The sequence below is a fragment of the Mucilaginibacter sp. genome (assembly GCF_965200995.1).
Lineage (GTDB): Bacteria > Bacteroidota > Bacteroidia > Sphingobacteriales > Sphingobacteriaceae > Mucilaginibacter.
Map to the genome: position 1 here is coordinate 98386 of NZ_OZ241743.1, position 23698 is coordinate 122083.

At 47.3% G+C, this 23698-nt stretch carries 21 protein-coding genes; 11 read left to right on the forward strand and 10 right to left on the reverse strand.

Going from position 1 to position 23698, the window contains the following annotated elements:
* The first annotated feature begins 60 nt into the window (after nucleotides 1–60).
* Nucleotides 61–729 carry an ACP phosphodiesterase gene (locus ACY652_RS00515; RefSeq protein WP_462265965.1) on the forward strand — a complete coding sequence of 223 codons (669 nt, stop codon included), beginning with the start codon at nucleotides 61–63 and terminating at the stop codon, nucleotides 727–729.
* A gap of 1 nt (nucleotide 730) precedes the next feature.
* Here ACY652_RS00515 and ACY652_RS00520 read toward each other — a convergent pair whose 3' ends face one another.
* Entirely contained in the window at nucleotides 731–1996 is a 1266-nt protein-coding gene (locus ACY652_RS00520; RefSeq protein WP_462265966.1) for an MFS transporter, read from the reverse strand.
* A 192-nt stretch (nucleotides 1997–2188) separates the two neighbouring features.
* On the opposite strand from ACY652_RS00520, the gene rpsA reads away from it, so the two are divergent.
* The 3 genes from rpsA to ACY652_RS00535 all read left to right on the forward strand — a co-directional run bounded on the left by rpsA (nucleotide 2189) and on the right by ACY652_RS00535 (nucleotide 5988).
* A complete protein-coding gene (rpsA, locus tag ACY652_RS00525; protein ID WP_462265967.1) occupies nucleotides 2189–4144 on the forward strand; it encodes a 30S ribosomal protein S1 in 1956 nt (651 codons plus the stop codon).
* Nucleotides 4145–4354: 210 nt separating this feature from the next.
* Nucleotides 4355–4900, forward strand: a complete 546-nt coding sequence (gene pyrR, locus ACY652_RS00530) for a bifunctional pyr operon transcriptional regulator/uracil phosphoribosyltransferase PyrR (RefSeq protein ID WP_462265968.1) — start codon at nucleotides 4355–4357, stop codon at nucleotides 4898–4900.
* A gap of 161 nt (nucleotides 4901–5061) precedes the next feature.
* Nucleotides 5062–5988: an aspartate carbamoyltransferase catalytic subunit gene (locus ACY652_RS00535; protein ID WP_462265969.1), complete on the forward strand. Its 927-nt coding sequence runs from the start codon at nucleotides 5062–5064 to the stop codon at nucleotides 5986–5988.
* An 84-nt stretch (nucleotides 5989–6072) separates the two neighbouring features.
* Here the strand turns inward: ACY652_RS00535 and ACY652_RS00540 are convergent, their stop codons facing one another.
* From ACY652_RS00540 to ACY652_RS00555, 4 genes are all read right to left on the reverse strand, one after another.
* On the reverse strand, nucleotides 6073–6948 hold the full coding sequence (locus ACY652_RS00540) for a hypothetical protein (protein WP_462265970.1): 876 nt from the start codon (nucleotides 6946–6948) through the stop codon (nucleotides 6073–6075).
* A gap of 56 nt (nucleotides 6949–7004) precedes the next feature.
* The gene (locus ACY652_RS00545) at nucleotides 7005–8312 is read right to left on the reverse strand and encodes a flavin monoamine oxidase family protein (protein WP_462265971.1); all 1308 of its coding nucleotides are present in this window, start codon (nucleotides 8310–8312) and stop codon (nucleotides 7005–7007) included.
* 559 nt (nucleotides 8313–8871) lie between these two features.
* Nucleotides 8872–9633, reverse strand: coding sequence for an MBL fold metallo-hydrolase (locus ACY652_RS00550; protein WP_462265972.1), 762 nt, complete (start codon nucleotides 9631–9633; stop codon nucleotides 8872–8874).
* Nucleotides 9630–9902, reverse strand: coding sequence for a hypothetical protein (locus ACY652_RS00555; protein WP_462265973.1), 273 nt, complete (start codon nucleotides 9900–9902; stop codon nucleotides 9630–9632). The genes ACY652_RS00550 and ACY652_RS00555 overlap by 4 nt, the downstream gene beginning before the upstream one ends.
* Before the next feature lie 153 nt (nucleotides 9903–10055).
* Between ACY652_RS00555 and ACY652_RS00560 the strand changes: the two genes are divergently transcribed.
* Nucleotides 10056–12968, forward strand: coding sequence for a PAS domain S-box protein (locus tag ACY652_RS00560; protein ID WP_462265974.1), 2913 nt, complete (start codon nucleotides 10056–10058; stop codon nucleotides 12966–12968).
* A gap of 213 nt (nucleotides 12969–13181) precedes the next feature.
* On the opposite strand, the gene ACY652_RS00565 is transcribed toward ACY652_RS00560, so the two are convergent.
* From ACY652_RS00565 to ACY652_RS00575, 3 genes are all read right to left on the reverse strand, one after another.
* Nucleotides 13182–13472 (reverse strand): hypothetical protein, encoded by a 291-nt coding sequence (locus tag ACY652_RS00565; protein ID WP_462265975.1) that lies wholly within the window; start codon nucleotides 13470–13472, stop codon nucleotides 13182–13184.
* A gap of 112 nt (nucleotides 13473–13584) precedes the next feature.
* Complete coding sequence (locus ACY652_RS00570) at nucleotides 13585–14262, reverse strand: LolA family protein (protein WP_462265976.1); 678 nt, start codon at nucleotides 14260–14262, stop codon at nucleotides 13585–13587.
* 86 nt (nucleotides 14263–14348) lie between these two features.
* Complete coding sequence (locus ACY652_RS00575; RefSeq protein ID WP_462265977.1) at nucleotides 14349–17045, reverse strand: FtsK/SpoIIIE family DNA translocase; 2697 nt, start codon at nucleotides 17043–17045, stop codon at nucleotides 14349–14351.
* 88 nt (nucleotides 17046–17133) lie between these two features.
* On the opposite strand from ACY652_RS00575, the gene ACY652_RS00580 reads away from it, so the two are divergent.
* The 3 genes from ACY652_RS00580 (at nucleotide 17134) to ACY652_RS00590 (ending at nucleotide 19625) form a co-directional block, all read left to right on the forward strand.
* Nucleotides 17134–17772, forward strand: a complete 639-nt coding sequence (locus tag ACY652_RS00580; protein WP_462265978.1) for an ankyrin repeat domain-containing protein — start codon at nucleotides 17134–17136, stop codon at nucleotides 17770–17772.
* A gap of 91 nt (nucleotides 17773–17863) precedes the next feature.
* Nucleotides 17864–18103, forward strand: a complete 240-nt coding sequence (locus ACY652_RS00585; RefSeq protein WP_462265979.1) for a hypothetical protein — start codon at nucleotides 17864–17866, stop codon at nucleotides 18101–18103.
* A 259-nt stretch (nucleotides 18104–18362) separates the two neighbouring features.
* A complete protein-coding gene (locus ACY652_RS00590) occupies nucleotides 18363–19625 on the forward strand; it encodes an alkaline phosphatase family protein (protein WP_462265980.1) in 1263 nt (420 codons plus the stop codon).
* 110 nt (nucleotides 19626–19735) lie between these two features.
* Here the strand turns inward: ACY652_RS00590 and ACY652_RS00595 are convergent, their stop codons facing one another.
* Complete coding sequence (locus tag ACY652_RS00595; RefSeq protein ID WP_462265981.1) at nucleotides 19736–20593, reverse strand: NAD(P)-dependent oxidoreductase; 858 nt, start codon at nucleotides 20591–20593, stop codon at nucleotides 19736–19738.
* Between the two features lie 199 nt (nucleotides 20594–20792).
* Here ACY652_RS00595 and argH point away from each other — a divergent pair, with 199 nt between their 5' ends.
* Nucleotides 20793–22127, forward strand: a complete 1335-nt coding sequence (argH, locus tag ACY652_RS00600; protein ID WP_462265982.1) for an argininosuccinate lyase — start codon at nucleotides 20793–20795, stop codon at nucleotides 22125–22127.
* A 13-nt stretch (nucleotides 22128–22140) separates the two neighbouring features.
* Nucleotides 22141–22344: a YwbE family protein gene (locus ACY652_RS00605; RefSeq protein ID WP_462265983.1), complete on the forward strand. Its 204-nt coding sequence runs from the start codon at nucleotides 22141–22143 to the stop codon at nucleotides 22342–22344.
* Nucleotides 22345–22354: 10 nt separating this feature from the next.
* On the opposite strand, the gene ACY652_RS00610 is transcribed toward ACY652_RS00605, so the two are convergent.
* The gene (locus ACY652_RS00610) at nucleotides 22355–22810 is read right to left on the reverse strand and encodes a hypothetical protein (RefSeq protein ID WP_462265984.1); all 456 of its coding nucleotides are present in this window, start codon (nucleotides 22808–22810) and stop codon (nucleotides 22355–22357) included.
* 99 nt (nucleotides 22811–22909) lie between these two features.
* Between ACY652_RS00610 and ACY652_RS00615 the strand changes: the two genes are divergently transcribed.
* A complete protein-coding gene (locus ACY652_RS00615) occupies nucleotides 22910–23602 on the forward strand; it encodes a DUF1345 domain-containing protein (RefSeq protein ID WP_462265985.1) in 693 nt (230 codons plus the stop codon).
* Nucleotides 23603–23698: the final 96 nt, after the last annotated feature.

A 23698-nucleotide genomic window follows, 5' to 3' on the forward strand; every position in this document is an offset into this window, starting at 1 on the left:
AAACCCATTTCACCCATTTGAATATGCCAGAATTTTAGGGTATTTTGCACCTATCCGATTATGAACTTTCTCTCGCATTTTTACTTTGACCGGCATTGCACCGACTGCTACTATGTATTAGGTACCGTTATGCCCGATTTGCTTAAGAATGCTGATAAAAGTGCCAATATACACCCTGAAAAATCATCACACCACGATACACCCATCCAATCGCTGGTTAACGGCTGGAAGAAGCACCTGGAGGTAGACCGTCATTTTCATAATTCGGCATTCTTTAAATATCATTCGCATCAGTTAAAATTGGCGTTGCTTCCGGCCCTGCAAGGGTCGCCGGTAAAGCCGTTCTTTTTAGGCCATGTTGCACTGGAGCTGGTTTTAGATAATTTATTGCTAACCGAAGGAAGGGTTGAAGCAGGCGATTTTTATCATCACCTGGAAGGGTGCACTGATGATAACATCAGCAGGTTTCTGCAAATCAGTTCGTGGCCGGATGCTGAGGTATTTTTGAATTTTTATCACAACTTTAAAAAGAGCCGTTACCTGTATAGCTACATAGAAATCGGCCAGGTTAGCTATGCCCTTAAACGCATCTGTTCGCGCATCTGGCACCAGCCATTTACACCGAAGCAGGAAAGTTTGCTGAACAATATTCTGGCAGATTACCGCCAAAAGCTACTGCCAGTATTTATGGAGATATACCAGGAAATAGAATTGAAACTGGCCGGCTGACTTAGTTGGAGTTTTCGAGCACCGGTATGGTTTCCTTGTTACGGTTAATTTCGCGGTTACGCATGCGCTGAAAGAGCAGACCAAACATAATAGCCACAACAACACCTATAGTGCCCTGAACAAACAAAGTAACCTGCGCCCCAACGCGGTGTGCAGCCCAGCCGGCCAAAAAACTACCCAGCGGCTGCATGCCCTGAAAAGCCATTACATAGTAACTGATTACCCTACCCCGCATATTATCGGTTACAGTGGTTTGTATAAAGGTATTGGTACCGGCAATCTGCATCATCATACCCATGCCCGAGGGCAGTATGAACAGCAGTGCAAGCCAAAGGCTGTGACATAATGCAAACACCGCTATACCCGCACCGCAAATGATGCTCGAATAAATAACCACCCTTTTAATATGTAAGGTGTTGTTCAATCCGGCCATGTAAACAGCGCCGAATAATGCGCCCAACCCCGAGATACTGTTCAGTAAACTATAGGTTCCGGCACTGCCTTTGAATATATCTTTGGCAAATACCGGCATCAGCGTACTGTATGACATTACGAAGAAACTGCTGCAGGCCATCAGCAGTATCATCAGTTGTATATTTTTTTCGTGCTTCAGGTAATCCCAGCCCTGCTGCAAATTTTGCCAAACGGTTTGCGTGGTTTTCTTTACTTCTACAGGTTTCAGCCTCATTAACAATAAGGATATAATTACCGCCACAAAGCTGATGGCATTCAGCAAAAAGCACGCACCGCTGCCTACGGTTGTAAGCAATACGCCGGCCACCGCAGGCCCCAGCAAACGTGCCAGGTTCACCATTGATGAGTTTAAGGCAATGGCGTTCTGTAAGTCCTTTTTATCATCAATCAGCTGGATCATGAGCGATTGCCGGGCCGGGGTGTCAAAGGCATTAACAACACCCAATATGGCGCTCAATATTATAATAGTGATCAAATGGTAGGTATGTGTAAGTATCAGCGCAGCCATAATACTGGCCTGCACCATTGCCCCTATCTGCGTGGTAAGCAGTACCCGGTAGCGGTTATGCCGGTCTGAGATTGCCCCGCCGTATGGCGACAGCAGCAGCGTAGGCAACTGCCCGGCCAGGTTAACAATCCCCAGCATTAATGCCGAATGAGTTAAACTGTAAACCAGCCAGTTAACGGCTATGCGCTCCATCCAGGTACCGATAAGGGATAATGACTGCCCTACAAAATACAGCCGGAAATTAGGATAGCGCAGCGAGCGAAACGTTTCGGATAATGTTGCCATAACTGTTACAGATAACGCCCTGCTGATGCTATTCGTTTTACATCATTCCGTATCACTGCAAAACAGCGTTCTTTATAAGCAAAAGCGTTTCATTATCAGCCTTGTAACTTTTTAATTTTTTTTTTTCTACTTCAAATATATCCGTACCTTTGCGCTTCCAATTGTATTGGAAAAAAGGAGAAAATTTATTTAATGGCAAAAAAACAAGAAGCAGAAAAAGAATTACAGGCTAAACAAGCTGAGTATGGTGCAGTAGATGCATCAAACCGCAATGAAAGCATTGAGTCAGAAGCTGATTCAATCTCTATTGAGGAAATTAAATCAAAAATTGCATCCGCCCACGATGATTTCGACTGGGATGCTGATGACAAGAAATTTGGTAACTACAGTGATACCGACCGCGAGAAATTAGAGCAGATGTACGATGTTACATTTAACTCTATTAATCAGGGCGAAATTATCACCGGTAATGTAGTTAGCATTAATGCAAAAGACGTGGTATTGAACATCGGCTTTAAATCTGATGGTATGGTATCCTTGTCTGAGTTCCGTGACATGCCCGATCTGAAAATCGGCGATGATGTGGACGTGTTTGTTGAATCTCAGGAAGATGCAAACGGCCAGCTGGTACTATCACGCAAGCGCGCGAAAACTCAAAAATCATGGGAACGCATTAACCAGGCATTGGATAATGACGAGATCATCACCGGTTTTGTGAAGAGCAGAACCAAAGGTGGTCTGATTGTAGATATAATGGGCGTTGAAGCCTTTTTACCAGGTTCACAGATTGATATCAAACCTATACGGGATTATGATATCTATGTGGGCAAAACAATGGAGTTCAAAGTTGTTAAGATCAACCACGAGTTTAAGAACGTAGTGGTATCGCACAAAGTGCTGATTGAAGACGATTTGGAAAACCAGAAAATTGAAATTGTGGCCCGCCTTGAAAAAGGCCAGGTATTGGAAGGTACCGTTAAGAACATTACCGACTTTGGTGCATTTATTGACCTTGGCGGCGTAGACGGCTTACTGCACATCACCGATATTTCTTGGGGACGTATTGATAACCCGAGAGAAATACTGGCACTGGATCAGAAACTGAACGTGGTAGTGCTGGATTTTGATGATGAGAAAAAACGTATCGCTTTAGGCTTAAAACAACTTACCCCTCACCCTTGGCAAAACCTGGATGAAGCCATTCAGGTAGGTTCGGTAGTTAAAGGTAAGATTGTTACCGTGGCTGATTACGGCGCATTCCTTGAAATCACCCCTGGTGTTGAAGGTTTGATTCACGTATCAGAAATGTCATGGTCGCAAAACCTGCGCAGCCCTCAGGAGTTTTTGAAGGTAAGTGACGAAGTTGAAGCGCAGGTTTTAACTTTAGACCGCGAAGAACGCAAAATGAGCCTGGGTATTAAGCAATTAACGCCAGACCCTTGGCAAAATGCTGCTGAAAGATATGCAGTAGGCACCAAGCACATAGCTACCGTTAAGAACATGACCAACTTTGGTGTGTTTGTTGAACTGGAAGACGGCATTGACGGCTTAATCCACATCTCTGACCTGTCATGGTCTAAGAAAGTGAATCACCCTAACGAGTTTACCAAAGTTGGTGAGAAGTTAGACGTGGTAGTACTTGAACTGGATGTAGAGAACCGCAAGCTGAGCTTAGGCCACAAGCAACTGGAAGAAAACCCCTGGGATACTTTCGAAACCATTTTCACACTCGATTCAGTTCATTCAGGTACTGTATTGAAAGTAACTGACAAGGGTGCTATCGTAGCTTTACCTTATGGTGTGGAAGGCTTTGCGCCAACCAAACACCTGGTAAGAGAAGACGGCAAGAGCATTAAGGCTGAAGAAACTGCTGATTTCAAAATCATTGAATTCAACAAGGACAGCAAGCGTATTGTAATCTCTCACTCACGTATCTGGGAAGATCAGCGTGCCGAGGCCCGTGTTCAGGATTTTGAAAACCGTAAGAAGGAAGCAAAATCTGCCAACAATGCGGTGAAGAAAGTAAAAGAATCCGTAGAGAAATCTACCTTAGGTGATTTAAGTGTACTGGCTCAATTAAAGCAGCAAATGGAAGGTGCTGAAAATGATGCCCGCAACACCAAAAAATCTGATGATTCTGCTGAATAAGCATTAAATAAACTCCCTTTTTATAAGCCCTGCAGCGTTCGCTGCAGGGTTTTTTTGTGTATGGACTCATTGATTAAGTATTATACTTAAAAGACCTGTTTTACAACTTGTAATAAGCAATAACCCAATGACTCGATGTCTGGCCCAATGACTAAATCCTTAATGAACCAATAAACTATTTTATTACATTTGCCCAAATCTAAGCAACGGATGCAAACACTAACTTTGCTTGACGGCCCCAAATTTCAAATCACCATTCAACGCCTTTGCAGGCAGCTTATTGAAAATCACGACGATTTTTCTAAATCTGCAATCATCGGCATTCAACCGCGTGGTATTTATTTAGCGCAGCGTGTAGCCGAAGAATTAAGGCAAATACTACCCGGCAGCCGCATCGAGCAGGGAAAATTGGATACTACGTTTTATCGTGATGATTTCAGAAGGCGCGAATCGCCTTTGCTGCCAAATCAAACGCAAATTGATTTCATTATTGAAGGCAAAAAAGTCATCATGATGGATGATGTGCTGTGGACCGGTCGCACCATCCGTGCCGCCATGGATGCCATGCTGGCTTTCGGGCGGCCCGAAAAAGTGGAACTGCTCACCCTGGTTGACCGCCGATATTCGCGCCAGCTGCCTGTATATGCGGATTATGTAGGTATAGAAGTCGACTCCATCGCCTCACAACGGGTAGTAGTAAGCTGGAAAGAAACGGATGAAGAGGATAAGGTGGTATTACTTTCTGATAAGGAGTGATTCTTATCAGGAATAATATGGAATGTTAAATGTTTATAACACGTCATTGCGAGGAACGAAGCAATCACTCTGCATTATCTTTCAGCGAGGCGTTGAGAGATTGCTTCGTTCCTCGCAATGACGAAGTGAATAAATAAGCGCAAAGTACACACATTACAAACATGGCACTCAGCACAAGGCATTTATTAGGGATTAAAGATTTGAATATCAATGATATTCAGCAGATATTTGAAACGGCAGATACCTTTAAATCGGTATTGAACCGCCCAATCAAGAAAGTGCCTTCGCTGCGTGATGTTACCATTGCCAATATCTTTTTTGAAAATTCCACCCGTACCCGTCTGTCTTTCGAACTGGCCGAAAAGCGCCTCTCGGCAGATGTGGTTAACTTTGCAGCGTCCTCATCCTCAGTGAGTAAGGGCGAAACTTTAATTGACACGGTAAACAATATCCTGGCCATGAAGGTGGATATGGTGGTGATGCGCCACCCCTATGCCGGGGCCGGGGTGTTTTTGTCGCGCCATATCAAGGCGCAGATTGTGAACGCCGGCGATGGCGCACATGAGCACCCTACCCAGGCACTGTTGGATGCCTTTTCCATCAGGGAGAAATATGGCGACGTGGCCGGTAAAAAAGTAGTGATCGTTGGTGATATTCTACACTCGCGGGTAGCGCTTTCCAACATTTTATGCCTAAAACAGCTGGGTGCAGAGGTAATGGTTTGCGGGCCTACCACACTGATACCCAAGTATATAAAATCATTAGGGGTACAGGTAGAGCATAACCTGCTGAAAGCCCTGAACTGGTGCGATGTGGCCAATATGCTGCGCATACAGTTAGAGCGGCAGGATATTAAGTACTTTCCTTCACTGCGGGAATATACGATGCTATACGGCCTGAACAAGCAGATTTTAGATTCGCTGGACAAGGAAATTACCATTATGCACCCCGGCCCCATCAACCGGGGTATCGAGATCACCAGTGATGTGGCCGACAGCAAGCAATCCATTATTTTGAACCAGGTGGAGAACGGGGTAGCCATACGCATGGCCGTGCTGTACTTACTCGCCGGGCAGGCTAATACTTAAAAAACTGAAATATAAGTGCATAAAAAAGCCTTTTACCCACCTATAAAAGCGATAAAAGGCTATTAAATGCTAAAAACGGTAAATTTATTTAGACAGGATAGTAACACCGCGGGTGTTCAGCGTAAATTTGATGTCGCTGTTGCCTTTGGTACTGCTGGTGCTTTTGACGGCAACCGTCATGCCCGACTGAAATGAGGATGGATACTGCTGTTTGGTTTCGTAAACCATGCTGCCGGTGCCGGTGCCATTTACGGCTACCTGCATACCATCCTTCATATCGGTAAAACTGGTGCTTTGCTTCAGATCAAAGTAGGCTTTGTCGCCCGACACCCGCTTTAAGGTATAAGTAACTTTAGTTACCGCATTGGCAGGCATATTCATTTTACCCATCGGCATATTGAGCGGAACATCCTGCGTATAGCTTTCCCCTACCTTAAAGGTTTTGTTCATCAGCTGCATCCGGCCCATCATATTAGCCATCATGCTATTAATGCGGCTCAGGGTAGAATCGGGCAAACGCCTGCCTGATACCGAATCAATTTTTAATTGCCCATCGGCCCCGGTCTGCATGGCGTATACCATTTTGCCGTTCAGCATATCCACCGGCACCGGGAATTGCTGACCATTGATCTTCGGCTGGGCCGAAACATTGTTCAACTGCATGGTAACCGGTACCATACCGTTTACGGCTTTACCGGTAACAATGTTCAGGTCTGCCGACGCGTTAGCGGCAAAATTGGTATTGGCAGACAGGCCTTTTGCCTTCAGGCTATCGGCTACTGCGGTGCCAACCGGAAAGTTTAACTGGCCGGCGGCATCCATATTAACTTTGGTGAGGTATTGCTGCTCCGGCTTATAGCGGATCACCAATTTTACCTGTTGTGCGTTTGCACTCAACGTACAACCCGCTGCCATACCGGCGGCTAAGGTAAAACGTGTTAATTGTTTAAATAATTTCATATCAGTAACTTATACCTCAACTCCCTGCATATCGTATGCCAAGTTTACATTTCAATTCAAATATGACTTAAAATAGTTTGAGCGGTTTGCAAGCCGCTTTGCAGGGCCGCCTCCACCGTGCCCATGGCCGGGCCGCCGTATAAATAGTCACCGGCGAAGAAAATGGTATCCGCAACACCGGCATTCAGCAGTTTACGGGCGGCGGGGGCGGCAACGGTATCATACGCGTAAGAACCGCAGGTAAAGCTATCGGCCGACCAGTTGGCTACCTGCCCGGCTATCAGTTTAGCTTTCAGGATGACCAAATCATATTTAAATACATGAGCCAGTGATTGCAGGGCCTGCTCCAGCAACTCCTCATTCGTGAGGTGTTTCAATCGCGTAGCATATGCGCCGGCCAGCCAGCCGGTTAGCAGCGGCTGGTGGTTGGGCTGCTGCGTCCACCAGGTAGGCACCTGCTCCTGGCTGAACAGGAAGGCCATCTGTTGTAAGCCCTTACCCTGTGCGCCCTTAAAGGCATCTTCTTCCCAAAAGGTAGTATCAAATTGCAGCAGTACCTTAATTACATCGCCAAAGCCCATTTGCTGCCAGGCCTGCTCCTGCTCTTGCAGTGCGGGTTCAAACTGCAGGGCGGCTTCGCTGCCGGGGCGCTGCAATACGCCTAAGGGTACAGCAACAAGTAACCTGCGGGCTGCAAACTGCTCGCCGGTTGCGGTGATGATGTTTACGTTTTGCGGCTGCCAGTTGATGGTTTTTACCGTTTCATTCAGATAGATGCGCGCACCGCTTTCATTGCACTGGTTAGCCAGGTGATTGATCAGGCTGCAGTAGCCCCCGGTAATGCGGTGCTGAGCGCCCTCGTCCTCCTGCTGCCACTCCTCCCGCAGGGCAAAGGTGCTGGCCTTGTCGGGGTCGCCGGTGTCATAACCGGCCACATAGCGCAGTACTGATGCCCTTAAACTGTCGTATTCATTTCCTGAAAAATATTGGTTCAGGAAAGCATTGAGTGGCAGGTCTTCGGTGAGCCCGTTCATTTTTTGCAGCATGGCATCCCAATGGTCATCCTCCATTTCACTCTGGCTAAACTGCCCTGCTTTGTATTGCCACATCTCGCAGCCGGCATGTTCCACTTTTAACCCGGCTTCGTTGATCAGGCGAAGGGATAAGGGCAGATCGCCGTGCACAAACTCGGCCCCTAACTCGGCCGATTTAAAAAAATTATGGCGGGTAAGGGTATGTATGCGCCCGCCGGTACGGTTACGGCCTTCCAGTACCATCACCTGCTTTCCGGCTTTGGCCAGTGTTGATGCCGCCATCAGCCCGGCAGCGCCCGCGCCAATCACAATAATTTCGGTTGTTTCCATAGGTACTGCAAATTAGGAATTACAGTGCGTTAACCAAAATTTGGTTACAAGCCGATGATGATAAGTAAGCAAACCGTCATTTCGACCGCAGAGAGAAGTCTCCGGCATTTAGGCGTAAACCCAACCCTTAGATATGTTTATAGAACAGCGTACAAACACCAGTTGTCAGTGCGAGCGATAGCATGACAATCCCGTAGCTATGCTTGTTCGCCCTGCTTGCAACGGGATTGCCACGCTATCGCTCGCAATGACACGGTTGGGTTAGCTTTATATATAAATGCCGAAATCTTCTCCGGGAAGCCGGTATGCAGCACTTTAATGAATAACAACCCTTGTCACCCTGAGGCACTCGAAGGGTGGTTGCACAGCCTCACCGATGAAAGCCGGTGCACCTATGCTTCGAGTGCCTCAGGGTGACAAGCGTTGTTATGTTTTATAAAAGCTTTTTCAGGCGACCGACATGCGGCAGAAGATTTCTCCCTGCGGTCGAAATGACAGCGGTAATTGGGTATGCTTTGATGAATATTAGCCCGGCCACAGGCATCATTACCAAAGTGGGTTACACCTCTATCTTCAGTCCGTCGTAAGCCAGCTCAATGCCGGGGGGCAGTTCGGGCATTACGTCTACGTACTTGCCCAGGCGGTGGCTGATGTGGGTAAAGTAGGTGGTTTCCGCACCTATCTCCTGTGCAAAGGCAATGGCCTCATCATACGTAAAGTGCGAAATGTGCTGCTGTTTCTGCAAGGCGTTAATTACCAGTATACGTGTGCCCTTTATTTTTTCGCGTTCGGTAGCCGAAATGGTTTTGGCATCCGTAATGTAAGTAAACTCACCCAGGCGGAAGCCGTTCACCGGTAATTTGTAGTGCAATACCTCTATCGGTACAAGGCGGATACCCGCCGCCTCGAAGGGGGCATTGGTAATGGTATGCAGGTTGATTTCGGGGATGCCGGGATATTTATAATCCGAAAAAATATAATAAAATTCGCGGCGCAGGGCTTCCTGCACGCGCACATCGGCATAAATATCAATGGGCGCCTGCTGCCTGAAGTTAAAGGCGCGGATATCATCCAGCCCGGCGGTATGGTCTTTATGGGCATGGGTAAACACCACCGCATCCAGGCGTTTTACATTTTCGCGCAGCATCTGGTACCTGAAATCGGGCCCGGTATCTATCACCACTACCCTGCCCTCATCTTCAAGCATGATAGAGGAGCGCAGGCGCTTGTCGCGCTTATCGGCAGACAGGCACACTTCGCAATCGCAGGCAATCATGGGTACGCCCTGTGAAGTTCCGGTTCCTAAAAATGTAATCCTCACGGTTGTAGTTGCGTTTGTTGTATTTGATGTAACAGGGCCAGTTGCTTATCTTCCAATAGCTGTACGTCTACCGGCAGTTGCTGCAGCAGCCCCATCAGCGCCTGAATTTTATTTTCGAGGTTGGAAAACTTGTTGACCACGATGACCTTGCTGTTTTGAAGCACGCAGGCCCCGGTTTTAAAGTTGCCCTTCTCGTAACGCACCTTGTACCCCGCGCATTTAAGCAGGTGTTCCAGTTTTTCGAGGGTATGGGCGGTAACCGGCAGCATGAACTTTCAAAAATAGCGAATCCCGGCTATTTGTTTACCGAAAAGAAAAACTTACCCTGATTGTTTACTCCGGCAGGTGCCCTTATAATGGCTTAACCTGTTTCGCAATGGTAAATAAACTATATATTTACTGTGTATTTGCCCCTACATTAAATGTCAACTGTTCCGTTAACGCCCAACGAGGAAGAACGTCTTGCTGCGCTTCGCTCTTACCACATCCTGGATACTGCTACCGAGCAGGATTTTGATGAACTCACCGAGCTGGCCTCTGTGGTATGCGGCACCCCTATCGCCCTTATCAGCCTGGTGGATAAGGACCGCCAGTGGTTTAAATCGCATAAAGGGTTACCGGTTACAGAAACCGACCGCGACCAGTCTTTTTGCGCCCATGCCATCAACCAGCCGGATGAACTGATGGAGGTTGAAGATGCGCATCTGGATGCACGATTTGTGAACAACCCGTTGGTTATCGGCGAACCGCACATTACCTTTTATGCCGGCTTTCCGTTAGTGAATGAACAAGGCCATGCTTTGGGCTCCTTGTGCGTAATTGATACGGAAACTAAAAAGCTGACGGATGCCCAACGCTCGGCCTTAAAGATACTGGCTAAGCAGGTGGTTGATAAGTTGGAAAAGCGCAGAAAAACGCTGGAGCTGGAACAAGCCAACCAACGTTTGCTTACTGCCCAGGCAGAACTGCAATCTTCCATGCGCATGGCTTCTGTTAATCACATGCGCTTTCAAAACCTGGTGCGTGAGGCCAATGTAGGCATTATCGTACTCATCGGCGAGGAAACGCGTGTAGAGATTGTGAACCGGGTATATGGTCAGCTTATCGGGCGAAGCGTAGCGCAATTGCTGAACAAACCCTTGTTCGAGGTGATACCGGAAGCCGAAGCCTATTTTAAACCCATTATTGATAAGGTAAGGCACACCGGCGAATCATTTTATTTATACGGTATACCCTACACGGTTTATAATGAAGGGCAAATGATTGAAGGTTACCTCAACCTGGTTTACCAGCCTTATGTAGAAGATGGCGAAACCGTTTCGGGCGTAATTGTACTATGCCATGATGTAACTGAGCAATATAAGGCGCATCAGCTTTTGAAAGATAAAGAAATGCAGTTGCAGGAAGTTAACCAGGAATTACAGGCAATAGCTGAAGAGCAAACAGCGATTAACGAAGAATTGATCTTTACCAACAAAGAGCTGGCAGAAGCCCAAACAGCGGCAATACAAACCAAAGAGTTACTGGATCAGGCGGTAAGCTCTGCAAAGATAGGCACCTGGTCTATCGACCCTGACACGCGCGTTTTGAATGCCTCGCCCCGGTTAAAAGAACTGTTCGGGTATGATGCCGATGAAGAAATGCCCTATGATGCCGCAATAACACACATCAGGGATGACTATCGCGAACGTATAGACAGCGCTGTAAATGAAGCGCTCGCCAACGGCGAAAGTTACGACTTAATATATCCGCTTACCGGCCATCACGACCAGCAATTGAGGTGGGTACGCACTACGGGGCGGTTTTTTGATGGTAATGAGCAAATGAAATCTTACCTGTCGGGCACCGTAATGGACATTACCGAACACGTGTTAGCCAGACAGGCGGTTGAAGAAAGTGAGCAACGGTTCCGCGCATTGGCAGAAGGTTCAGAGATCATGATCTCGATAAATGATGCTGATGGCAATGTAGAATATGTGAACCAAGCCTGGCTAAAATTAACAGGGATAACCCAGGCTGATATGCTGGCCTATGGCTGGGAAAACTTTTTACACCCTGATGATCAGCAACCGTTGCTGGAAAAATTTAAGGAGGGCATAAAATCCAGAGCCGGTTTTACAGTAGAGTTCAGAATGATGGACAAGGATCAAAAGCCGCGATGGATATACACGAAGGTAAATCCACGCTTACTGCCTGATGGCAGCTATGCCGGCAGTATCAGTTCTTCCATTGATGTTACAGCGCAAATTGAAACAAGAAATGAATTACATGAAGCCAACAGCCGCTTAAACATCGCCCTGGATGCCGGGGCATTGGGGTCTACGGAAGTTGACATTGCAACAGGTGCCATGATTTGCACCAGGCAATTTAAAAAATGCTTTGGCAGAGCTGTTGATGAGGAGTTTATTTATCCGCAAATGTTTGAAGCTATGCTTCCCCAATACCGGGATGAAATTAAACGCCGGGTAAAAATTGCACAAGACACCCACAGTATATACCAGGCAGAATACGAAATTACCTGGCCTGATGGCTCTATACACTGGATAAGCGCCTACGGGAGGGCCAGATATGACGAAAAAGACCAGCCCGTAAAAATGGTAGGTATCATTGCAGACATTACCGAACGTAAAAACGACGAGCAGCGCAAAAGCGACTTTATTGGCATTGTAAGCCATGAACTGCGCTCGCCGCTTACCTCTTTAAACGGCTATGTGCAGTTGCTGAACCTTAAGGCAAAGCGTAATGAAGATGTGGCCACGCAGGGTATACTGGATAAAACCCAGCGGCAAATCAACAAGATGCGAACGCTGATTACCGGCTTTTTAGATGTAGCCCGTATGGAAGCCGGCAAGATACACCTGGAACAGAAATGCTTTGATATGGCACAGATGATTAAGGCAGCCGAAGAAGAATCGCTGGCTACCATTTCAACCCACACGGTTTACTTTGCCCCGGTAGAGCATACCCCGGTTTTTGCCGATGAAGACAAGATTGAACAGGTGGTTACCAACTTCATCAACAATGCCGTTAAGTATTCGCCGCCGGGCAGCACTATAAATGTAGCCTGTATCCCTACAGGCAATGTGGTGCAGGTAAGTGTAACCGACGAAGGCATGGGCATCGCCCAACAAGACCTGGCCCATCTGTTCGACCGCTTTTACCGGGTAGACAATATCGAAATGAAAAATGTTAAGGGCTTCGGCATCGGCCTGTACCTGTGTGCAGAAATTATCAACCGGCATAAAGGGCAGATTGGCGTTGAAAGTGAACCCGGCAAAGGCAGTACCTTTTGGTTTACCTTACCCTTACATACAGTTACTGAGCAGTTACCCTAACCCGGCGTTTGAGGCACGGTTAACTATTTGCCGGTTATCATCTGTTCAACCCGAACTGAGCGCCGTACGGGCCGGAGAAAAATCTTTTTGGAAGCGTTTATGTTCCGCAGGAAATCAATCCTCCGGCCTGATATTAACATTTTGAGGCATGCAGTATTGCACCTCATAGCAAGGTTATCCACTGTTATGCCGGTACCAAACCAAACCTGCCAACTATTCCAGCTCTTTTAAGTGAATGGTAATATTAATGGTATAGTCATACAATGTACCGGTTTGCCTGGCTTCATGCAAATTGGTAGGCCATGAGTAATGCTCAATGCCGATACCTTCAATTTCGTATTCCTCGTCAAATATCTTTACCGGTTCCCCGCTGCTGAACTGCCCGATGTCATTATGCGTTACGGCAGCTTTCATGTGGTCTAAATCGGGGGTACAAAAAATGGTTTCATCGTTAAAAATAAACATGAACCGTGTGGCCGAATTGGTTTGTAATGGCTGTACCATACTAATAATTAAGGTTGAAATTATATTGCAGCGTATGGGCTAATAAAAGGTGCCGTTAAATTACAGTTTAATTTGCAACTTAACGGCACGATACCTTAATATTCAGAAATAATTATCTTAAATCTTCCACGTTAACGCCCGGGTGCGCCTTTGTACTGAAAGTAAAGTAATCTCCGGCCACTTTAGGGTTGGGCACAAAGTTACTGAGCAGGTAGGTATAGCGGTTACCGTTCTTATCGAACAATTGGGCGCTGTAGATCAGCTTGGCTGTTTTATCAATCAGTAGTTTTACCTTAAATATGGCAGGCGAGGCCGCAGTGGGGCTTAGCTCAATAGCCTGGTACGTATTGCCGCCCTGCTTTTGATCGCCGGTGTATAAGTACTTATAACCCTTCTCGTACATGGTGAACAGGGTTGCGGGGTTAAGGCCTGTAGCAGTATGGTCTGCGTTGGTTACCTGTACTTCATTATCGCGCTTCTGGTACGTCCACTGGGTTTTGCCATCACTGACGATTTCCTGATCAACGGCTGATTTACCCGCCGGGCTGAACAGGGTAACCCTGTACTTGCCGGTACCCGACTGCGACACCAGCGTGCCCGACTGCGAGCCCTGCGTTTCATTTTGCGGGCTTGCCATCGTCATCCTGAAATCGGTTTTTACCGTGGCGTAGGCCTTATACTTTTTACTTACCTGGCCAAGTATGGTTTTGGCCTGCGCATCTTTCTGGGCAAAGGCGGCGGTACTGCTTAGTATGATTACTGCCGCTATTGCGGATATTACTTTTCTCATGCTGTACATAACTGTTTACCCGCCTTTAATGTTTATCAGCTACCTAAAGGGCGGATAATAGTCAGATAAGATAATTGCCGGTTGGTTTAACTCTTGCCTTTATCTATATCCTCTAAATGGCGCTCCAGGCTGTATTCATCAGGGAACAGTACTTCGCGGGCCTTACTGCCCTCAAACGGCCCGACTATACCGGCAGCCTCCAGCTGGTCAATGATACGGCCGGCACGGTTATACCCTAATTTCAGCTTGCGCTGAATCAGTGAGGTAGAACCCTGCTGATGCAGCACAATTAACCGGGCGGCATCATCAAACATCGGGTCGCGGTCGTCGGGGTTAAAGTCTTTGGGGGCATTGGCCTCGCCTTCGCCCACGTATTCCGGCAACAGTAAGGCGGTAGGGTAGCCGCGCTGATTGCCAATAAAGTCGGATATTTTCTCCACCTCCGGCGTATCCACAAAGGCGCACTGCAGGCGTATCAGATCGCTGCCGGTAGAAAGGAGCATATCCCCCCGCCCGATCAGCTGGTCGGCCCCGCCCGCATCTAAAATGGTGCGCGAATCAATCTTTGACAGTACCCGGAACGCCAGGCGGGCCGGGAAGTTAGCTTTAATGGTACCGGTAATGATATTTACCGACGGCCGCTGGGTGGCAATTACCAGGTGTATACCCACCGCACGGGCCAGCTGCGCCAAACGGGCAATCGGCATTTCCACTTCCTTGCCGGCGGTCATCATCAAATCGGCAAACTCATCCACAATCAGCACAATAAAGGGCAAAAAGCGGTGGCCGTTTTCGGGGTTCAGTTTGCGGCTTACAAACTTAACATTGTATTCCTTTAAATTACGTACCTGTGCCTCCTTCAGCAAATCATACCGCTGGTCCATCTCAATGCACAAGGAGTTAAGCGTATTGATCACCTTTTTGGTATCGGTAATCACCGCATCGGCTTCATCAGGCAATTTGGCTAAAAAGTGGCGCTCTATTTTACGGAACAGGGTCAGCTCCACCTTCTTGGGGTCAACCATTACAAACTTCAGTTCCGACGGATGGCGCTTGTATAGCAGCGAAACCAATATAGCGTTGATACCTACCGATTTACCCTGCCCGGTAGCCCCGGCCACCAGCAAGTGCGGCATTTTAGCCAGATCGGCAATAAATACTTCGTTAGAGATGGTTTTACCTAAAGCGATAGGCAAATCCATGGTGGTGTTCTGAAACTTTTCGGTAGCCAGCACCGAGCGCATGGATACCATTTCGGGGTGCTGGTTGGGCACCTCAATGCCGATAGTGCCTTTGCCCGGCATCGGCGCAATAATGCGTATGCCCAGGGCGGCCAAACTCAGCGCAATATCATCCTCCAGGTTTTTAATCTTGGAGATGCGCACGCCCGGTGCAGGTATAATCTCGTACAGCGTTACGGTTGGCCCGATGGTGGCCTTTATCTTATCAATCTCAATATTATAATGGTTCAGCGTTTCAACAATCTTGTTCTTGTTGGCCTCCAGTTCTTCGGCGTTTACCGATATTTTGTTGGAGCCGTAGTTTTCCAGCAGATCCAGTGTCGGGTATTTATACGTAGCCAGGTCGAGCTTGGGGTCATACATGCCAAACTCGGCCACCAGGCTGGCGGCGGTAACATCGGTATCGCTTTTTTCAATCGGCAGCTCGGGCAAAGGCCGGCTGTCTTCTACGGTTAACTTCAATTCCTCTGCTTCGGGTTTTGGCGCAGGCGCCTCCACCGTAAGCTTAGGGCTTAGCTCAATCGGCTCGGGCGAAAGCAGCACCGGCTCGTGAATGAGGGTATTGGCCAGCACCGGACTGCTGATTACCGCCTGCGGCTGCAGGGGTGCATTCAGCATGGCTTCTACCAATGGCGATGGTTTGGCAATAGGCTGCTGCGCCAGCCGCTCATTTAAGGTGGTGGCGGGCGCTGTATTTAAAGGTGCATTATCGCGCAGGCGGTTGTTGCCGCCTTTGGGCCATTCTACCGGCTCATCATCATCTTCATCCTCCAGGTGTACGGCGCCGGGCGTTACCTCATTCACCGGCAATGGCGCTACCATAGGCTTGCGCAACTTGCGCTCAGGCAGCTTAAAATCAATATTGTAAGCAATTACCAGGGCGCTTAAGGCAACAAAAATCAATAAACAGGCCGTACCTGCATTGCCTATCTGCGCACCCAGCAGCCGGTTGGTCCAAAAGCCGAACTGCCCCTCGGCAAAATGCGGATAATCAGCAATCAGCCCGTGAAAGAAGCCGATGGTAACAGAAATGAATACCAGCAGAAAGAAAGCGTAAGCGAGGGTTTGCCGTATGGAGAATAACTTTACCTTGAACAGCAGCCGGTAACCAATTACAAAGAACACGGCTACAAACAGGTACGAGGATATACCAAACCACTGGTAGATAAACTGATTGGACAGCAGGGCGCCAAACTTGCCCAGCCAGTTATTCACTACCGGAGCTTTCAGGCCGGCATCCATCAATTCCTGCTGGGTTTTAAACAGGTTATGCCAGCCGCCGTTGGCGGTGCTTACATAGCTCTGATCGTCCTGCCAGGTAAAGAGGTAAGAGGTAAAGGCAATCAGGAAGAAGACCGACAGCACCAGGCAGATCAGGCCCAGCACCTTGATCAGCCGCCCGTCGCGCAAATCAAATGAAGGCAGGCGTTCCAGCTTTTGCTTTATTACCTTTTCCCTTTCGCTGCGGCCGGTTACAGCCGGGCGGGGGCGGTTCTCATCCTTAAATGAATTGCTTCTGAATTGGTTTCCTTTTGGCGGCATCCTGTCTACACTTATACCACAAATATAACCTTTCCGCACGTTCCCTTTGGCACGATTTTTACTTTATCATCTTCACTAAATATAACTTATGGGTCAGCTTGAATACTACATCACCAACGAAGATATTAACAGCCTGAACATGTTACTGGCTACTGATCCTTCACTTGCCAAAAGCTGCAGCGATGAGGAAGTTTCGCCGCTTATGCTTTCCTGTGTGTACAAAAAGCCTGCTGCAACCTCGGTACTGTTGAAGTACCTGGATAAGATTGATATTTTTGAAGCCGCCGCCGCCGGAAAGTTTGACAGCGTGGCCTATTCGGTATTTACCAGTCCCGAAACTGTAAACTCCTACAACCAGGATGGTTTTACCCCCCTTGCCTTAGCCTGTTATTTCGGCCATTACGAGGTTGCCCGTTACCTGATCCTGAAAGGCGCCGATGTAAACCAGGCGCTGGATAATGCACTGAACATTTGCCCTTTACACCTGGCCGTAGCGAGCAATAATACAGACATTGTACGTATGCTTATTGAACATAATGTAGCTATTAACATACAGCAAAATTCGGGTGTGAGCGCTTTGCACTACGCCGCTAAACATGGTGATCCTGAAATGCTTATCCTGCTGCTTGAAAACGGCGCTTTAGACCTGCCGATGGAAGACGGTAAATTCCCGTCTGACCTGGCCCGTGAAAATGGCTATAATGAAATTGCCGAAATTCTGAATTAATTCTTTTGCCTTGCTGATGCCGCAACGGTAACCGGCCTTAGTAAACCATTTGCTTAGGTTGGCTGTTGTGATTTAATATTTATCCCCATCAATGAAAGCCGAAAAAACATTAATGCTTACCGGAAAGCAATATCAGGACGTAAAAGCCTATTTACAAACCAACGAAAGCTACGCTTACAATTCAGGTACCGACCTCAATCCCGAAATTATCAATATTACGGATATTGCCTTAGACACTGACCCGGAGTTTTCCCGTAACCCAAAACAGTTTGCTAAAGTGCATGAGGATAAACACGTACAGGTAGTAGCCGAATACGACGACGGTGAGTAAAGCTTGGGCGTGTGCTGATTTGATATTAAGGTGAAGATGCTTTTGAGGCATCTTTTTTTATTTATACGCGTTTTTAGTTGAAAGCAGGGTTATAACTAAAACTAATACCTTAAACTTAACTCGTTGTATTTTAGTTACTTGTGTTATCCAAATAAAGTTATAGTTTTGAATAAAACTTGTTACACCTTTAACTTTAATTTATGAAACAGGAACCTGTATTTTACTTTGATTAGTTAGTTTTGAAGCACTGAACACAATAATGAAATACCTTTATCCCCTTATCAGCTTACTTATGGTAAGCGCCTTTTCGTTTGCCCAGGATACCGCCCAAATTGTGGTGCAGGGCCGGCGTAACAGTTTGCAACAGCAGCAAAAGCCCTATGTGATCATGATATCGGCGGATGGCTTCCGGTACGATTATGCCCGGCAGTACAATGCGGCCAACCTGTTGCAGTTAGCCAAAAGCGGTGTTGAGGCCGAGGCCATGATTCCTTCCTTTCCATCGGTAACCTTTCCTAATCATTATACTTTGGTTACGGGCTTGTACCCCTCGCATCATGGGCTGGTGAACAATAACTTTTTAGACCGCAACCTCAATAAACGCTACGCCTATAACGGGAAGATGATTGGCGAGCAGCAATGGTATAAAGGGTTGCCGCTTTGGGTACTGGCCGAGCAGCAGCAAATGCTTACCGCCAGCTTTTACTGGGTAGGGTCTGAAGCGCCCATACAGGGCACCTACCCTACCTACCGCTACCCCTACAACGAAAAGATCAATATCCATAACCGCATACAAACCGTAGTCAACTGGCTGAGTTTGCCGGCAGACCGCCGCCCTCACCTGATCACCTTCTATTTTCCGGAGGTTGACCATGCAGGCCACCATTACGGGCCTGATGCGCCCGAAACCCACAGAGAAGTACTGTTTGTAGACTCTGCCGTTAATGAGCTGAACAAGGCTGTACAACAAACCGGGTTAAAGGTAAGCTTCGTATTCGTCTCCGATCATGGCATGGCCAAGGTGGATAACGAGAACCCGATGCCAACCCCTGCCGCCATAGATACCGCCCAATTCACCCTTGCACGCGATGGCGTAATGCTGGAGTTGTACGCAAAGGAGAAAAGCTCAATTCAGCCTACCTATCAACAATTAAAACAAGATGAATCCAGGTACCGGGTATACCTGAAAAACCAGATGCCTGGGCGGTTGCACTACGGCGTAAAAGATGATTATTACAATCGCATTGGCGATATACTGCTGCTGGCCAGGTACCCAAATGTATTCGGGTATAATACAGCTAACCATAAAACCACTATTGCCACGCATGGCTTCGACCCAAAGCAGGTAAATCAAATGCTGGCTACCTTTTACGCATGGGGGCCAGCCTTTAAATCAGGAGTACGGGTAAAGGCGTTCAATAACGTAGATGTATTTCCCGTAGTGGCCCGAATACTACAACTGCAACTAACCCAAAAAATTGACGGAAAAGCTAAACTTGCACATAAAATCCTTAGAAAGTAGCTTACAGAAATATCTGTAAATTACTTTTATAATACTAAAATTCAGTACGTTATATAAATTATATAACTTAAATATATACAGCTTATCAGGAATTAGCTTGAGCTGGCAATTTAACCTTTCAATTGCTTGATGATAGCCATTACATCCTCATTTCCCAGGTTATTCGCTTCTGCATCTTTAAAGGTTTGATAAACCGGACTACTTAGCGGTGTATTCAATCCCTGCGCTGTGGCTAACCGTAAATCTTTGGTCATGTGCTTTAAGGCAAATGCAGCCGGGTATTCGTTTTTTAATATGGCAGGCCCTTTCAACTTAGTGATGCCATTACCCGCAGCGCTTTCATTAATTATGGTCAGCATGGTTTCGGTACTTACGCCTCCCTGGCCGGCAAACAGCACCGTTTCTGCAAGGCCCTGTAAATTGAGGGCCAACAGGTAATTAACAGCCAGTTTAGCGGCGCTGCCTGTACCTACAGGCCCAATGTGTAAAGTAAGTTTTGCTATGGCCGCCAGCACCGGCTTCACCTTTTCCAGTACATCGGCATCGCCACCAGCCAGAACAATAAGCGTACCCTCTTCGGCAGGCTTTACACTGCCCGATACCGGCGCTTCTAAAAAGAAGGCCCCCTTGGCCTGGCACTGCTCTGCCAGATATTTAGACGTTTCACTGGAAACCGTGCTTACGTTTATAAATATTTTTGCCTCACTGTCAGCATTTAACAGTCCCTTATCTCCTGTAAATATTTCCTTAGCGGCGGCATCATCGGCTACCATAACAAATATCACATCGCTCTGCCCGGTAAGTGCGGCCATGTCCTGCGCTGATGTCGCTCCGGCAGCTATGGCATCTGCTTCCTTCTCCCGCGTACGGTTATATACTAATACTTCGTAGCCTGCCTTCAGCAGGTTTTTCACCATGGGCGTACCCATATTACCCAACCCTATCCAGCCTAATTTAAATTGTTCCATGTTTATATAAGTTATAGCAATCAAACAAGGTATGGCACACTAAGTTTAGTGAGTTCAACAAGCCTGCGTAATTTTAAGGTTGAATGGAGTAATCTTACTACTTGCCCAAGTTTTATATCCGCAGATCATTTTACTGATAACACCTGTTACACCAGCCTTAGCCGCCTGCGCATCTCACAGAAAAATCTATCTTTGCAACATGAGTAAATTGTGGCAAAAAACCACCCGGGTGGATAAATGGGTAGAGCATTTTACGGTAGGTAAAGACCGCGAGTTTGACCGCCAGATGGCTGCGTTTGATGTGCTGGGCTCACTTGCGCATACCCGTATGCTTAATCAGGCCGGTTTGCTGAATGATGAAGATCTGCAGCTGGTGCAGCGTGAACTGAAGACCATTTACCATGAAATTGCCGAAGGCCGGTTTGAAATTGAAGCCGATGTAGAAGATGTACATTCGCAGGTGGAACTGCTGCTTACCCGGCGCATTGGCGAGGCTGGTAAAAAGATACACAGCGGCCGTTCGCGTAATGACCAGGTATTGGTTGACCTGAAACTTTACTTTAGAAGCGAACTTAAAATTGTTGTATCACAGTGTGTTACATTATTCAATCAATTAATTACCTTAAGCAATAAGTTTAAGGATATACTGCTGCCCGGCTATACCCACCTGCAAATTGCCATGCCCTCCTCTTTTGGTTTGTGGCTGGGCGCTTATGCCGAAAGCCTGACCGATGATATGGAATTGCTGCTGGCCGCTTATAAGATTACCAACAAAAATCCTTTAGGCTCTGCTGCCGGTTACGGTTCGTCGTTTCCCTTGAACCGTACGCTTACTACCAGGTTACTGGGCTTCGGGGCGCTCAACTACAATGTGGTGTATGCACAGATGGGGCGGGGTAAAACCGAGCGGATCATTGCGCAGGCGCTGTCGGCAGTAGCCGCCACGCTGGCCCGGCTGGCTATGGATAATTGCCTGTACCTGAGCCAGAATTTCGCCTTTATCAGCTACCCTGAAAACCTGACCACCGGCAGCAGCATTATGCCGCATAAAAAGAACCCCGACGTTTGGGAGATTATGCGCGGCAAATGCAACCGCCTGCAGGCGCTGCCCAATGATGTGGCGCTGATGACCACCAACCTTCCCTCTGGCTATCACCGCGAGATGCAGTTATTAAAAGAGCTGATCTTCCCGGCCTTTACCGATTTAAACGACTGCCTGCAGATGGCTGCCTTTATGCTGGAGCACCTGTCGGTAAATACCAATATCCTTGACGACCCGAAGTATAACTACCTGTTCAGCGTGGAGGAAGTGAACCGGCAGGTACTGACTGGTGTACCTTTCAGGGATGCTTACAAACAGGTGGGCATGGCTATTGAACAGGGCAGCTTCAATCCTGAAAAAACGGTTACCCACACGCACGAAGGCAGCATCGGCAATTTAAATAATGCAGAGATTAATGACCAGATGCAGCGCACCGTTGCTCAGTTTAACTTTGCCGAGGCTGACCGCGCCATTGAGCAGCTAATTGCTTAACCCCCAATTTACCATGAACGGACAAAACCGAAAAGATATTTACCCCGGTTTGGAGGTAGACATCATCCTGAAAAAAGATCAGCGCAGCGGAACACTTACCCGGGGCATTGTGAAAAATTTATTAACCAGCGCCCCTTACCATTCGCGGGGCATAAAGGTTCGCCTTGAAGACGGGCAGGTAGGCAGGGTGGCTTACATTATTGAAGAAGACTTTTAACGCTGTTCAATTACCAGGCAAGCACGGCAATGTTGTGGGTATAATCCGGCGAGTACAGCACTTCTACCTTGTTGCCCACACTCAGGCGGTCAATTATCTCTACCGGCGGGTTGGTAGTTAAGGTTTCTATAAACGGTACGCCGTCATCAGATACAATTTTAACTACCAGTCTTACCTCGGGCGTACGTTGAAACCAGGCAGGTTGCTGCGATGAGGTAATCACCACCGCTTCGCCCACCTGGCCGTAATGCTTCAGATATTGAATGTTTATGGATGGAAACACGAAACCTCCCGCCAGGCAAATTCCAAAGATCAAGTAACACAGCCAGGAGATGGTATATTTACCGAACACCCGTTTCTTCCTTAACTTTATGCCGGTAACAAGTGCCGGAAACCCCAAGATAAAGAGTATAAGCAAATAATGTACAGACAGGATGTGTAATAGTAAAGCTGCAAGAGCCCTCATGTAAAATTAATTTTCAATACGCAAACTTCATTAAACCGGCCGGCTTTTACTTAATTTGAGCCGGTTTTGTTAGCAAACATAACAATAAACTCAAATTTAATGCCTGATTCTACTCCAAAGCAAAATGCCAGCGTTTATCAGTTAGATGCACATCACCGGTTAATTATTGCGCTGCTGGTTAGCGTAGGCGCCTTTTTCGCATTCCGTACCCATACCTCTGCAGCCGAGTTAATTTTAACCATTTGGATTTTCTTTGCCATGAGCCTGATCGTGTCCCAATGGATCGTGATTTTTACCGCACACCCCAGCGAGATCATCAGCATTGCCAAAATACAGGATTCCAGCCGGTCATTAATCTTTGTGTTCGTTATCGGGGCGGCGCTGGTAAGCCTGGGCGCTATTGTAGCATTATTAAGTTTACCTAAACAGCTGCACGGCGCACATCGCCTTGCACCGGTTCTGCTATCCTTAGGCTCGGTAGTGGTATCGTGGTGGCTGGTACATACGGTGTTTACCATGCGCTACGCACATGATTATTACGATAAGGAAACCGACAGCGGAAAGCCCAAGCCCGGCGGCGGGTTAGATTTTCCGGGAGATGATGAACCGGATTACCTGGACTTTGTTTATTTTTCGTTCATTATCGGCATGACGTTCCAGGTATCTGATGTGAGCATTAATACGCGCAACATGCGGCGGCTGGCCCTGGCCCATAGCCTGCTTTCCTTTGTGTTTAATACCGCCATTGTTGCGCTGAGCATTAATATTGTATCGGGGCTGATGGAGTCATAAAAAAATTGCAAACACCTGCGGCTTGTAATCAGCCCTCAATACCGACCCTTTTTTCAGACGCTTGTGCAGGTAAAATTTTTACGTAAATGGTAAGGA